Below are 12,748 nucleotides of genomic sequence, written 5' to 3' on the forward strand. Positions count from 1 at the left end.
CTTTGGGGCGTCTGGTAAGGCAGTTCGAGCCTTACCGCGAAGTAACAGTACGACATATCGGACTAAGTCCGGCTAAAAAACCACGGTGAAGCCGAACTCATGAACGTCCAGGCGCATTTGCCAGTGTCGCCACCCACACCACATCCTTCCCGAATGGGACGAATCTCGGGTGGGGCCGTCCGCCGTACACCCCGGATCGACTCAGCCCTCGGAGCGGCCGACCCCTGTTCGGCGCCTGCCCTCACCACTGCCCGTGGAGATTCCATGCCCACATCCAAGACCGCGCTCGCGGAGCCCGTACCGAGCGCCGCAGCCACCGCCCTCCCCGGCCAGCGCCTCGGCGAAGACCGCACGGAGCTGCCGACGGTGGCCGTGATCGGCCTCGGCTACGTGGGCCTGCCCAGCGCCCTGGCCCTGCTCGCCGCGGGCAGCCAGGTGATCGGCATCGACGTCAGCACCCACCGGCTGGACGCCATCCGCCGCCAGGACGTGGACCTGCTGCCCTCCGACCTCGACCGGCTGGCCGAGTACGTCAGCGACCCGCGCCTGACCCTCACCGCCGACCCGGCCGCGCTGGCCGGGGCCGACGCGGTGATCGTCTGCGTGCCCACCCCGGTCGACGCCCACCTGGTGCCCGACCTCGGCGCGCTCGCCGGGGCCTGCGCCACCGTGGTCGAGCACGCGGTGCCGGGCCAGCTGCTGATGCTGACCTCCACCACCTACGTCGGCACCACCCGCGACCTGCTGGTCGAGCCGCTGGCCGCGCGCGGTCTGACCGCGGGCACCGACATCCACGTCGCCTTCTCGCCCGAGCGGATCGACCCAGGCAACTCCCGCCACACCCAGGACAGCACCCCGCGCGTGGTCGGCGGGGTCGCCGAGCGCTGCACCGAGCTGGCCGCCGAGCTGCTCGCGCTGACCGCTCCCTCGGTGCACCGGGTCGGCTCGCCCGAGGCCGCCGAGATGAGCAAGCTCTTCGAGAACACCTTCCGGGCCGTCAACATAGCCCTGGCGAACGAGTTCGCCGACAACTGCCGGGCACTGGACCTCGACCCGATGGAGATCATCGAGGCCGCCGCCACCAAGCCCTACGGCTTCATGCCGTTCTTCCCCGGCCCGGGCGTGGGCGGGCACTGCATCCCCTGCGACCCGCACTACCTGCTCTGGCAGCTGCGCAAGCTCCGGGTCTCCTCCCCGCTGGTCGACACCGCCATGACGGCCATCGCGAGCCGCCCCCGCCAGGTGGTCAACCGTGTCCGCGAGCTGCTCGCCGAGCGGGGCGTGCCGCTGGCCGGCGCCCGGGTGCTGATCTCCGGCGTGGCCTACAAGCCGGGCGTCGCCGACCTGCGCGAATCGCCCGCACTGGAGATCATCGAGGAGCTCGCCGCCCTGGGCGCCGAGGTCTCCTTCAGCGACCCGCTGGTCACCTCCGCCCGGATCCACGGCGAGACCGTGCAGGGCGTGGCCGACCCGGCCGCCGAGAAGTGGGACCTGGTGGTCGTGCACACCGTGCACCCCGGCGCCGACCTCGGCTGGCTGGCCGAGCACGGCAAGGTGCTCGACGCCACCTACCGCCTGGCCGGCCTCCCCTCGAAGGCGGTCGTGTGAGCCTCCCGCCCTCGCCGGAGCGCGGCTTCTTCGAGCCCCGCCAGCCCGAGCCCGAGCAGCAGCCGTACGAGTCGTACCAGCCCTACCCCTCGCACGCCGAGTTCAGGGGTTACAACGACGAGCAGAGCCACGTGCCGGACGGGTTCGTCCCCGCGCCGGACCGGTCGTGGAGCTACCAGACCCCCGACCACGAGCCGGTCAGCGAGCGCACCCAGCAGCTGCGCAGGCTCCGCCCGGAGGACCTGCCCGGGCAGGCCGGGCCGGCCGAGCCGATCCGGCTGAGCAAGCCGCAGGCCCAGCCCGACCCGGTGGCCGGCCGGGTGCTGCCCTGGCTGCCCGAGGGCGTGCGGGCCAACGCCCGCAAGCCCGGGCCGCTCGGCCGCGCGATGGACGGGATGGACCCGGCCGTCCGGCACGGCCTGCGCCGGGTGCTGACCCTGCTCTGCATCCTGCCGCTGCTGCTCCTGCTGGCCCGGGAGGCCCCGCGCCTGCCGCAGAGCCCGCTGGTGCTCGGCTACGGCTTCATCGTGCTGCTCGGCACCATCGCGATGATCTACATCGCGTACAGCAAGTACGAGGACCCGTCCGTGCGCGAGCTGCGCAAGCGCCCGCGCAAGCTGGACGGCTTCCCGGTGCTCAAGCCCAACCCCCGGGTCAGCTTCCTGCTCGCCGTCAAGGACGAGGAGGACGCGATCGAGGACTGCGTCCGCTCGATGGCGGACTCGGACTACCCGGACCTGCAGATCATCGTGGTGGACGACCTCTCCGAGGACGGCACCCGGGACGTGCTGCGCCGGCTGGAGGCCGAGCTCGGCATCACCGTGCTCTACCTGGAGAAGAACCTCGGCAAGAAGCACGCCCTGGTCAAGGCCTGCGAGATCGCCGACGGCGACATCCTGGCCTTCACCGACTCGGACTGCATCCTGGCCCCCGACGCGCTGCGCAAGTGCGTCGAGGCGATGGTCCGTCACCCCGAGCTGGGCGCCGTCTCCGGCCACTGCCGGGCGCTCAACGCGCCGGTCTCGATCTTCACCCGGGCCCAGGACGTCTGGTACGAGGGCCAGTTCCGGATCGCCAAGGCCGCCGAGTCCACCTTCGGCTCGGTCACCTGCGTCTCCGGCCCGCTGGCCGTCTTCCGCAAGGAGGCCGTCTACAACTACTTCCCGGCCTGGGCCGGCGACCGCTTCCTGGGCGCGCCGTTCCGCTTCGCCACCGACCGCCAGCTGACCGGCTACGTGCTCGGCCAGAAGTGGAAGGGCAAGGCGCTCAAGCGCCAGTACGCCGACTCGCCGTTCGTCACCGCCGAGGACTACCCCGAGCGCCAGTGGCGGATCGGCTACGTGCAGTCCGCCCGGGTGTGGACCAACGTGCCCGCGCGCTTCCGCCCGTTCATGAAGCAGCAGATCCGCTGGAAGAAGAGCTTCATCCGCAACCTCTGCTTCACCGGCACCTTCATGTGGCGCCGCGGCCTCGGCCCGGCCCTGCTCTACTACGGCCACGCCCTCTGGGTGGTCGCCGCCCCCGTGATGGCCTTCCGCCACCTGGTCTGGGCGCCGATCCACGGGATGGCCTTCCTCACCCTGCTCTACCTGTGCGGGGTCATCCTCAAGGGCCTCATCTGGGGCCTGGCCTTCAAGATCGACAACCCGGGCGACACCCGGTGGCGCTACCGGCCGGTGATGAGCCTGCTCTCCTCGGTGCTGCTGGCCTGGCTGCTCCCGTACTCGATGGCCACCATCCGACGCGGCGTCTGGTCGAGGAGTGCCACGTGAAGAACGCCCTGACCAACCTGGCCAAGGGGATCGCGGCCGTGCTGACCACCGCCTTCGTGATCGCGGTCTACGCGATCGTGCTCTCCCGAGGGAGCCTGCTGTGAGCGCCCGTCGCACCGCCCCGATGAAGCGGGGCGTGACGCACTGGGTCTCCCGCCTGGTGCTCGCCTGCGCCGCGCTCGCCGTGCTGGCGATGCCGTTCTACGCGGGCTGGAAGTACTACACCTTCCGCCGGGACGTCACCCCGCAGGTGGCCCCGCCGGCGGTGAAGCTCGACCACGCCGCGATGGCCTCGTTCACGGCCGGCAACGGCAAGCTGCCCGAGACCGCCGCGCCCGTGGTGCTGACCTTCCACGACATCAACCCCAAGAGCGAGAGCCCGTACATCATCACGCCGCAGGCGTTCGACGAGCAGCTCACGGCGCTGGAGGCGGCGGGCTACCGCAGCCTCACCACCGACGAGTTCGTCGACTACCTCAAGGGCGGCCCGGCGCCGAAGCGTTCGGTCTACATGACCTTCGACGACGGCACCAACGGCCTCTGGGTCTACGGCGACCGGATCCTGGCCAAGCACCACATGCACGCGGCCTCGTTCCTGATCTCCGGCCGGGTCGACCACAACCGGCCGTACTACCTCTCCTGGGAGGAGATCTCCCGGATGGCCGCCTCCGGCCGCTGGGACTTCCAGGACCACACCTTCGACCTGCACTGGCGCGGCGCGGTGGACGCCAAGGGCACCGAGGCCTCCGCGCTGGCCAACCGGCTCTGGCTGCCCGCCGAGAACCGGATCGAGACGGTCGCCGAGTACCAGGCCCGCTTCACCAAGGACATCACCACCTCGATCGCGACCATGGCCGCGCACGGGCTGCCCAAGCCGCTGATGTTCGCCTACCCGTTCTCGGAGACCAGCGAGCGGGCCAACCTGCCCGTCCCCGGTCCCTCCCTGCAGGGCATGCTGGAGCAGCACTTCGTCGCCACCCTGACCGACGTCTCCAAGCGCGAGCTGCCCGCCAGCCGCCGCGCCGCCGGGGCCCGCCAGGTGCAGCGCCTGGAGGTCTACCAGAAGACCACCGCCAAGAGCCTGCTGGACGAGATCGCCCAGTGGACCCAGGTGCCGCCGGTCGCCGACGACCCGCTGAACCAGCCCGAGAGCTGGGTGCACAACGACGGCACCCAGGCCAAGGAGATCGGCGCGCTCACCGGCGCCGGCCCCTACCCGGGCACCAATGGCTACGTCTCCGCCGAGTACCTGCCGCTCACCTCGGCGGACTGGAACGACTACTCCACCGAGGCGACCATCGCCGACCTGGCCGACGACAACAACATCGGCCTGACCGTCCGCTCCGGCAGCGGCGAGCCGCTGACCGTCAGCCTCAGCCGCTCCAACGTGGGCGTCTTCCGGGGCTCCGGCGACAAGCGTGAGCAGGTCGCCACCAAGCCGCTGGTCACTCAGCCGCAGCACAAGCTCAAGGTCACCGTGAACGGCAGCACCACCAAGGTGCTGGTCGACGACCGCACCGAGCTGGCCTACACCTCCAAGGTGACGGGCACCGAGGCCACCGGCGGCATCGGCCTGAGCGTGCGCAACGGCGCCAACAGCGCCCACTGGCCCAAGTTCACCGAGCTCAAGGTCTCCCAGACCCCGCCCACCGGCGGCAACGGCGCGACCTCGCTGACGGTGGCCAAGGCCGTGCTGCTCGACCCGGGCGCCGCCTGGGAGTCCGCCCCCGGCGACCCCTCGGGCATGAAGATCGGCGGCGACGGCCTGGCCCCGCAGGGCCTGGCCCTCTCCGACTACGCGGCGTACGAGCAGGCCCGCACCTCGGGCTGGACCCAGTACACCGTGCGCGGCACCGTCGGCCGGCTCAACACCCCGCAGGTCTCCGGGGCGATCTGGGTCCGGGTCGGCAGCGCCGACGCGATCAGCGTGGAGGTCTCCCGGCGCGGCCTGCGGGTGCTCTCCGGCAGCGCCGACAACCGCAAGGTGGTCGACACCAAGTCGCTGGCCGACGCCGACCACCACGACATCACCATCACGGTCGGCAGCCAGGCCACCTGGATCACCGTGGACGGCACCGTCCACCTCCAGCTCGCCGCCAAGGGCGAGACCGGCGGCGTGGCCTTCTCGGCGTACCGGGACGTCACCCGGCACGCCTGGCCCACGGCCCGGAACTTCAAGGTCGTCCCCGCGGAGGTTCTGTGAGCACCCCCCTGCACGACACCCCCCAGCCCGAGACGGCCGCCCCGCAGGAGCCCAAGCCCTCCCGCCGGGGCCTGCTGATCGGCACCGCCGCCGCCCTGGTCCTGGGCGGCGGCGCCCTGGCCGCCTACGAACTGCTGGGCAGCTCGGACGACGGTGACAGCGACGACGGCACCACCGAGTTCAAGGCCAAGTTCGCCGGCACCGGCCTGGTGACCAACGAGTACGCCTTCCGCAGCCCGAACGCCAAGGACGCGCACGACAGCCCGGACTGGGTGGTCACCAGCGGTTCGCTCTTCACCCGCAACGGTGACGGCTGGACGGGCGTGCCGGACGGCCAGTCCCCCGGCGCCTCCTCCAGCCAGCACAACGGCTCGGCCGTCTTCCGGCTGGTCACCAAGCGGCGCGACTTCGGCGACTGCACCGTGCAGACCCAAGTCCGGCTCCAGCCGCCCACCACCACCTCCCGCACCCCCAAGCAGGACTGGGACGGCGCGCACATCTGGCTCCGCTACCACAGCCCGGACCAGCTCTACGCGCTCAGCTTCCGCCGCCGGGACGGGGTCGTGGTGATCAAGCGCAAGACCCCCGACCCGCAGGGCATCGGCGCGGCCGGGGAGCAGGGCGACTACGTCACCGTGGCCGAGGGCAAGGCCGCCTTCCCGTACAACGAGTGGCACACCGTCTCGGCGAGCGCGGTCAACCACAAGGAGGGGGTCCGGTTGATCCTGTCGATCGACGGGCACACCGTGCTCGACACCATCGACAAGGACCCGCTGCGGATCACCGGAGCCGGCGGCGTCGGCCTGCGGGTCGACAACACCGACCTCGACTTCCGGGGCTTCACCGCCGTCCCGGCAGCCGCGGCACTCTGATCGGGTCCGCCCTCACCGGCGGACCCACTCGGGGCTCGGACGGGGGCCGTCACGCTCTGATGGCGGCCTACCGTCCCCCTTGCCCCACCCCCTCCTCATATGATCGGAGTGACATGCGTCATCCTTGATGCTGCATGTCATGCGTTTCAGGGGTACCGGCATGAGGACAGGTACCGCCCCAACCACCAGGAGGATGCACGTGGACGACGTTCTGCGGCGTGCCGCGCTGTTCGCGGCTCTCGACGACGAGCAGGCCGGCGAGCTGCGCGCCTCCATGACCGAGGTCACGCTCGCCCGTGGCGAGTCGCTGTTCCACGAGGGCGACCCGGGCGACCGGCTCTACGTCGTGGCCGAGGGCAAGGTCAAGCTGCACCGCGCCTCGCCCGACGGCCGCGAGAACATGCTCGCCGTGCTCGGCCCCAGCGAGATGATCGGCGAGCTCTCGCTCTTCGACCCGGGCCCGCGCACCGCCACCGCCACCGCCCTCACCGAGGTCAAGCTGCTCGGCCTCGGCCACGGCGACCTCCAGCCCTGGCTGCACGCCCGGCCCGAGGTCTCGGTCGCCCTGCTGCGCGCCATCGCCCGCCGGCTGCGCCGCACCAACGACTCGATGTCCGACCTGGTCTTCTCCGACGTGCCCGGCCGCGTCGCCAAGGCCCTGCTCGACCTCTCCCGCCGCTTCGGCGTGCAGTCCGAGGAGGGCATCCACGTCGCCCACGACCTCACCCAGGAGGAGCTCGCCCAGCTGGTCGGCGCCTCCCGCGAGACGGTCAACAAGGCCCTCGCCGACTTCGCCGGCCGCGGCTGGCTCAAGCTGGAGGCCCGCGCCGTCGTCCTGATGGACGTCGAGCGCCTGTCGCGCCGCAGCCGCTGATCTCTTTGGCTGTGCGCCCGCAGGGCGCACAGCAGGGGCGCGAGGAACTGCGCGACCAGCCACCCATCACGGTGAAGCTGTTGCGCCGTTCCCCGCGCCCTTCGCGCTGTGGTTACTCGGGGATCAGCCCGTGCTCCGCCAGATACTGCATCTGCGCCCGCACCGAAAGCTCCGCAGCCGGCCACAACGCCCGGTCCACATCCGCGTACACCCGAGCCACCACCTCCTCGGCCGTACGACACCCCGCCTCCACCGCCGTCTCCACCTGAGCCAGCCGAGTCGCCCGGTGCGCCAAGTAGTAATCGACGGCGCCGAGGGCATCGACCAACACCGGCCCGTGCCCCGGCAGGATCGTCCGCACGTCCCCCGCCGCCGCCACGGTGTGCAGCCGCCGCAGCGAGTCCAGGTAGTCCCCCAGCCGCCCGTCCGGGTGCGCCACCATCGTGGTGCCCCGCCCGAGCACGGTGTCCCCGGTGAGGACGGCCCCCTCGGCCGGCAGCTGGAAGGTGAGCGAATCCGCCGTGTGCCCCGGCGTGCCCAGCACCCGGATCTCCAACCCGCCGAGCTCGATCACCTGACCGCCCCGCAGGCCCTCCGACCCCAGCCGGTGCGCCGGGTCCAGCGCCCGCACCTCGGTGCCGGTCAGCTCCGCGAACCGTGCCGCGCCCTCCGCGTGGTCGTGGTGCCCGTGGGTGAGCAGCGTCAGCCCGACCCGCTGGCCGCGCTGCTCCGCCACCTCGATCACCCGCCGCAGGTGCGCCTCGTCCAGCGGCCCCGGATCCACCACCACGGCCAGGTCCGAACCGGGCTCGGCGAGCAGCCAGGTGTTGGTGCCGTCCAGGGTCATCGGCGAGGGGTTCGGCGCCAGCACGCAGTACGCGCGCGCGCTCGCCTCCCCGCCGACGGTGTCGACCGGGTCGCCAGGCAGCAGACCGCTCACCGGCCACCTTCGAGGTGCCGGCCGAGCTCGCGCTCCAGCAGCCGCTGCGTGTACTGCTCGGCCAGGGCCGCCGCCGGCTCGGGCGAGCGCGGAGTCAGGCTCCGGGCCACCAGCGCGCGGGCGGGTATCGGGCGGAGCGTCCGGGGAGCCACGTCGTTGTGGATCATCGGGCTGGTTCCTTCCTCGAACGGAATCAGGTGTGGGGAGTCACAGGGGTCTGAGGGGTCTCGGAAGTCTCAGGAGTCTCAGGAGGATAGTGCCCGTCGATGGTCAGCTCGTCATACCCCGACCATCGCACCGTGATCCGGTCCCCGGCGACCTCGGCCTCGCCGAGCACCTGCCGGATCCGCCGGTCGGCCGCAGCGGCCACCGCCGCCTCCGCCGTCGGATGCGGCAGCAGCTCGCGCAGCACGGTGACGGTGGGCGGCATCATCCCGTACTCGCCCTCCGCGTACCCCCGCACCGCCTCGGCGGGCGCCAGCCAGACCGTGCGGTCGGCCTCGCCGACCTCGGCCGCGGCCTGCTGCCCGGCGGGCATCCCGGCCACGAAGAACCAGGTGTCGAACCGCCGCTCCTCGAAGGCCGGCGTGGTCCAGCGGGCCCAGCCCGCCAGCAGGTCACTGCGGAGCACCAGCCCGCGAGAGCGGAGGAACTCGGCGAAGGAGTACTCGCGCGCCTCCAGGGCCGCCTGCTCGGCCGCCCAGGCCCAGGGCTCGACCAGCGTCTTCTCGTCCGGGCCGGCCAGCAGCACGCCGGCCTCCTCGAAGGTCTCCCGGACGGCCGCGCAGACGACGGCCTGCGCCGTCCGGGTGTCCGTGCCCAGCCGCTCGGCCCACTCCTCCAGCGAGGGCCCGGCCCACCCCAGCTCGGCCTCGGCGTCCCGCGGGTCCACCCCACCACCGGGGTACGCGTACATCCCTCCCGCGAAGGCCATCGAACTCCGCCGCCGCAGCAGGTACGCCTCCGGCCCCGCCACCCCGTCCCGCAGCAGCACCACCGTCGCGGACGGCTTCGGCACCGGCGGAACGGCCGCCCCGGCAGCCACCGCCCTGATCCGGGCGGGCCAACCGGTCGGCATGAGCATCGGAGGGTGATCCATAATCCGGATGCTACGAACGGCGCTGCCGCACGTCTAGGGGCGCGGGGAACTGCGCGACCAGCCCGGGAGCTTGCCGTACCAATGCAGAGATGCCCACCTGCACCGTCAACGGATAGTGCAAGTGGGCATCTGCGTAAGACAGCGGACTGCGCAGGGCCGGCCGCGCCGTTCCCCGCGCCCCCGGTGGTTACCGTACGCGGACCTGGATCTCCACCTCGACCGGCGCGTCCAGCGGCAGCACCGCGACACCCACCGCGGAGCGGGCGTGCACGCCCGCCTCGCCCAGCGCAGCGCCGAGCAGCTCGCTCGCGCCGTTGATCACGCCCGGCTGGCCGGTGAAGTCGGGGGCGGAGGCGACGAAGCCGACCACCTTGACGACCTGTTCGACCTTGTCCAGGTCGCCGATGACGGACTTCACCGCGGCTAGGGCGTTGAGCGCGCAGATCTGGGCGAGCTCCTTGGCCTCCTCGGGGGTGACCTCGGCGCCGACCTTGCCGGTGGTGGGCAGCTTGCCCGAGACCATCGGGAGCTGGCCGGAGGTGAAGACGTACTCACCGGTCCGCACCGCCGGGACGTACGCGGCGACCGGGGCCGCCACCTCGGGGAGGGTGAGGCCGAGCTCGGCCAGCTTCTGCTCCACCTTGCTCATCAGTTCTTCTCCCGCTTGAGGTAGGCAACCAGCTGCTCGGGGTTGTTCGGGCCGGGAACGACCTGAACGAGCTCCCAGCCGTCCTCGCCCCAGGTGTCGAGGATCTGCTTGGTGGCGTGCACGAGCAGCGGCACGGTGACGTATTCCCACTTGGTCATGGCGCTGACTCTAGACGAGCGGCGGCCCGCCGCGCCGGTTCCCCCGTCCCGCCGCCACCCGGCCGCCGTCCCGCCACCGGAGGTGCCGGTGGGGCGGACGGGTGTGAGGTGAGCCACAAAGCGGGCCGGATTCGGCCCGGCTGCACCAGTGCTCCCGGCATCCGGCCCGGCCGCTGGTTACCCTCGCGGGAAGGGCACCTGGCGGTGCCGGTCCTTCGGAGACGGACGGAGACGGAGCGTGGCGAGCACCCCCGGCCCACCGGACGGGAGCCAACCGCAGGAGAGCCCGCAGGATCCTCCCCGGGAGACGGGCCCCGACTGGGAGGGCGTGCGGCTGCACGTGGTCAGCGGGAAGGGCGGCACCGGCAAGACCACCGCCGCCGCCGCGCTGGCCCTGGCGCTGGCCGCCGACGGCGGCCGCACCCTCCTGATCGAGGTCGAGGGCCGGCAGGGCATCGCCGAGCTGTTCGGCATCGCCGCCCTGCCGTACGAGGAGCGCAAGGTGGCCACCATCTCCCGGGCCCGGCTCGGGCTGCCGGGCAAGGGCAGCGGGGAGGTGTACGCGCTCGCCATCGACACCGAGCAGGCCCTGCTCGAGTACCTCGACATGTTCTACAAGCTCGGCCGGGCCGGGAAGGCCCTGCAGAAGGTCGGCTTCGTCGACTTCGCGACCACCATCGCCCCGGGCGTGCGGGACGTGCTGCTCACCGGCAAGGCCTGCGAGGCGGCCCGGCGCAAGGGGCCGGACGGCAGGCGGGCCTACGACGCGATCGTGATGGACGCGCCGCCCACCGGACGGATCACCAGGTTCCTCAACGTCAACTCCGAGGTGGCCGGGCTGGCCCGGTTCGGGCCGATCCACGGCCAGGCGCAGGCGGTGATGCGGGTGCTGCGCTCGCCCGAGACGGTGGTGCACCTGGTCACCCTGCTGGAGGAGATGCCGGTCCAGGAGACGGTGGACGGGGTGGCCGAGCTGACGGAGGCGCAGCTGCCGGTCGGCGGGGTGCTGGTCAACATGGTGCGCCCGCCGGTGCTGGACGCCGCCGCCGTGGCGGCGATCGACGGCGACCACCGCGAGGAGGTCGCGCTGGCCCTGGGCGAGGCGGGCCTGGGCGGCCGGTCGCGTTCGGCGGCCACCGTGCGGGCGGCCGTGGAGCCGCTGCTCGACCCGCTGCTCGCGCAGGCCCGGGAGGCCGCCGAGCGGGTCGAGCTGGAGCGGGAGCAGCGGGCCGACCTCCAGCAGCTGCGGCTGCCCACCTACGAACTCCCGCTGCTCGGCGAGGGCGTGGACCTCGGCGGGCTCTACCGGCTGGCGGGCGAGCTGAAGCGGCAGGGAGCGGCATGAGCGGCAAGGGCACCGCGCCGAAGCTGGACGTGGACGCGCTGATCGACAACCCGAAGACCCGGATCGTGGTCTGCTGCGGCTCGGGCGGGGTCGGCAAGACCACCACCGCCGCCGCGATCGGGCTCCGGGCGGCCGAGCGCGGCCGCAAGGTCGTGGTGCTGACCATCGACCCGGCCCGCCGGCTGGCCCAGTCGATGGGCCTGACCGAGCTGGACAACACCCCCAGACCGGTGAACGAGGTCGCCGGCCCCGGTGAGCTCCAGGCCATGATGCTGGACATGAAGCGGACCTTCGACGAGGTCGTGCTGGCCCACTCCGATCCGGAGCGGGCCAAGGCGATCATGGAGAACCCGTTCTACCAGTCGCTCTCCGCCGGGTTCGCCGGCACCCAGGAGTACATGGCGATGGAGAAGCTCGGCCAGCTGCGCTCGGCCGAGCTCTGGGACCTGATCGTGGTCGACACCCCGCCCTCGCGCTCCGCGCTGGACTTCCTGGACGCGCCGAACCGGCTCGGCTCCTTCCTGGACGGCAAGATCATCCGAATGCTCACCGCCCCGGCGAAGGTCGGCGGGCGGAGCGCGATGAAGTTCCTGAACGTCGGGATGGGCCTGCTGACCGGCACCCTGGGCAAGATCTTCGGCACCCAGCTGCTGACGGACATCCAGACCTTCATCAGCGCGACGGACTCGATGTTCGGCGGCTTCCGCGAGCGGGCCGACCGCACCTACCAGCTGCTCAAGGCGCCGGGCACGGCCTTCCTGGTGGTGGCGGCCCCGGAGCGGGACGCGCTGCGCGAGGCGGCGTACTTCGTGGACCGGCTGGCGGCCGACTCGATGCCGCTGGCCGGCCTGGTGCTCAACCGGGTGCACGGCACGGGCGCCCCGCAGCTGACGGCGGAGCGGGCGACGGCGGCGGCGGAGGCCCTGGAGGAGAACGGCTCGCAGTCCGCCTCGGCGGCGGCCGAGACGCTGGCGGCGGGCCTGCTGCGGCTGCACGCCGAGCGGATGCAGGTGATGGACCGTGAGCGGCGCACCCGGGACCGGTTCGTGTCGGTCTACCCGGACGTGCCGATCGTCGAGGTGGGCGCCCTCGCGGGCGACGTGCACGACCTGGCGGGTCTGCGCGAGATCGGCGAGCGGTTGGGGGGCGGCGGGGAAGCGTGACCCTGACCGTTCGGGCACCGGCGCGTGGCCGGTGCGGCACTGGCCCCGGCCGGTGGGGCGGCCTG

At 72.3% G+C, this 12,748-nt stretch carries 12 protein-coding genes; 7 read left to right on the forward strand and 5 right to left on the reverse strand.

Translation table 11 applies throughout. The features are described from left to right. Window positions 1–264: 264 nt before the first annotated feature. The 5 genes from CFP65_RS17620 (at window position 265) to CFP65_RS17640 (ending at window position 7,329) form a co-directional block, all read left to right on the forward strand. On the forward strand, window positions 265–1,608 hold the full coding sequence (locus tag CFP65_RS17620; RefSeq protein WP_104817004.1) for a nucleotide sugar dehydrogenase: 1,344 nt from the start codon (window positions 265–267) through the stop codon (window positions 1,606–1,608). A 386-nt stretch (window positions 1,609–1,994) separates the two neighbouring features. Further along, window positions 1,995–3,380 (forward strand): glycosyltransferase, encoded by a 1,386-nt coding sequence (locus CFP65_RS17625; RefSeq protein ID WP_104820950.1) that lies wholly within the window; start codon window positions 1,995–1,997, stop codon window positions 3,378–3,380. A gap of 100 nt (window positions 3,381–3,480) precedes the next feature. Then, complete coding sequence (locus CFP65_RS17630) at window positions 3,481–5,583, forward strand: polysaccharide deacetylase family protein (protein WP_254552435.1); 2,103 nt, start codon at window positions 3,481–3,483, stop codon at window positions 5,581–5,583. Next, window positions 5,580–6,455: a hypothetical protein gene (locus CFP65_RS17635; RefSeq protein WP_104817005.1), complete on the forward strand. Its 876-nt coding sequence runs from the start codon at window positions 5,580–5,582 to the stop codon at window positions 6,453–6,455. The genes CFP65_RS17630 and CFP65_RS17635 overlap by 4 nt, the downstream gene beginning before the upstream one ends. A gap of 199 nt (window positions 6,456–6,654) precedes the next feature. Further along, window positions 6,655–7,329 (forward strand): Crp/Fnr family transcriptional regulator, encoded by a 675-nt coding sequence (locus tag CFP65_RS17640; protein ID WP_104817006.1) that lies wholly within the window; start codon window positions 6,655–6,657, stop codon window positions 7,327–7,329. A 112-nt stretch (window positions 7,330–7,441) separates the two neighbouring features. On the opposite strand, the gene CFP65_RS17645 is transcribed toward CFP65_RS17640, so the two are convergent. The 5 genes from CFP65_RS17645 to CFP65_RS17660 all read right to left on the reverse strand — a co-directional run bounded on the left by CFP65_RS17645 (window position 7,442) and on the right by CFP65_RS17660 (window position 10,175). Continuing rightward, window positions 7,442–8,269 carry an MBL fold metallo-hydrolase gene (locus CFP65_RS17645; RefSeq protein ID WP_254552436.1) on the reverse strand — a complete coding sequence of 276 codons (828 nt, stop codon included), beginning with the start codon at window positions 8,267–8,269 and terminating at the stop codon, window positions 7,442–7,444. Beyond that, window positions 8,266–8,436: a hypothetical protein gene (locus tag CFP65_RS39010; RefSeq protein WP_158702226.1), complete on the reverse strand. Its 171-nt coding sequence runs from the start codon at window positions 8,434–8,436 to the stop codon at window positions 8,266–8,268. Before CFP65_RS39010 ends, CFP65_RS17645 begins: the two co-directional genes overlap by 4 nt. Window positions 8,437–8,462: 26 nt before the next feature. After that, on the reverse strand, window positions 8,463–9,368 hold the full coding sequence (locus tag CFP65_RS17650; protein ID WP_254552437.1) for an NUDIX hydrolase: 906 nt from the start codon (window positions 9,366–9,368) through the stop codon (window positions 8,463–8,465). Between the two features lie 187 nt (window positions 9,369–9,555). Further along, window positions 9,556–10,017, reverse strand: coding sequence for a RidA family protein (locus CFP65_RS17655; protein WP_104817008.1), 462 nt, complete (start codon window positions 10,015–10,017; stop codon window positions 9,556–9,558). Further along, window positions 10,017–10,175, reverse strand: a complete 159-nt coding sequence (locus CFP65_RS17660; protein WP_100889483.1) for a DUF4177 domain-containing protein — start codon at window positions 10,173–10,175, stop codon at window positions 10,017–10,019. Before CFP65_RS17660 ends, CFP65_RS17655 begins: the two co-directional genes overlap by 1 nt. Window positions 10,176–10,503: 328 nt before the next feature. Here CFP65_RS17660 and CFP65_RS17665 point away from each other — a divergent pair, with 328 nt between their 5' ends. After that, a complete protein-coding gene (locus CFP65_RS17665; protein ID WP_104817009.1) occupies window positions 10,504–11,520 on the forward strand; it encodes an ArsA-related P-loop ATPase in 1,017 nt (338 codons plus the stop codon). Then, window positions 11,517–12,683, forward strand: a complete 1,167-nt coding sequence (locus tag CFP65_RS17670) for an ArsA family ATPase (protein ID WP_104817010.1) — start codon at window positions 11,517–11,519, stop codon at window positions 12,681–12,683. Before CFP65_RS17665 ends, CFP65_RS17670 begins: the two co-directional genes overlap by 4 nt. The last annotated feature ends 65 nt before the right edge of the window (window positions 12,684–12,748 follow it).

It is taken from the genome of Kitasatospora sp. MMS16-BH015 (assembly GCF_002943525.1).
Classification (GTDB): Bacteria; Actinomycetota; Actinomycetes; order Streptomycetales; family Streptomycetaceae; genus Kitasatospora.

What these genes read in the sequence shown, in the direction of transcription:
- CFP65_RS17650 (WP_254552437.1), bottom strand. Translation starts at nt 9,368, where the DNA reads ATGGATCACCCTCCGATGCTCATGCCGACCGGTTGGCCCGCCCGGATC.
- CFP65_RS39010 (WP_158702226.1), bottom strand. Translation starts at nt 8,436, where the DNA reads ATGATCCACAACGACGTGGCTCCCCGGACGCTCCGCCCGATACCCGCC.
- CFP65_RS17670 (WP_104817010.1), top strand. Translation starts at nt 11,517, where the DNA reads ATGAGCGGCAAGGGCACCGCGCCGAAGCTGGACGTGGACGCGCTGATC.
- CFP65_RS17655 (WP_104817008.1), bottom strand. Translation starts at nt 10,017, where the DNA reads ATGAGCAAGGTGGAGCAGAAGCTGGCCGAGCTCGGCCTCACCCTCCCC.
- CFP65_RS17660 (WP_100889483.1), bottom strand. Translation starts at nt 10,175, where the DNA reads ATGACCAAGTGGGAATACGTCACCGTGCCGCTGCTCGTGCACGCCACC.
- CFP65_RS17625 (WP_104820950.1), top strand. Translation starts at nt 1,995, where the DNA reads ATGGACGGGATGGACCCGGCCGTCCGGCACGGCCTGCGCCGGGTGCTG.
- CFP65_RS17620 (WP_104817004.1), top strand. Translation starts at nt 265, where the DNA reads ATGCCCACATCCAAGACCGCGCTCGCGGAGCCCGTACCGAGCGCCGCA.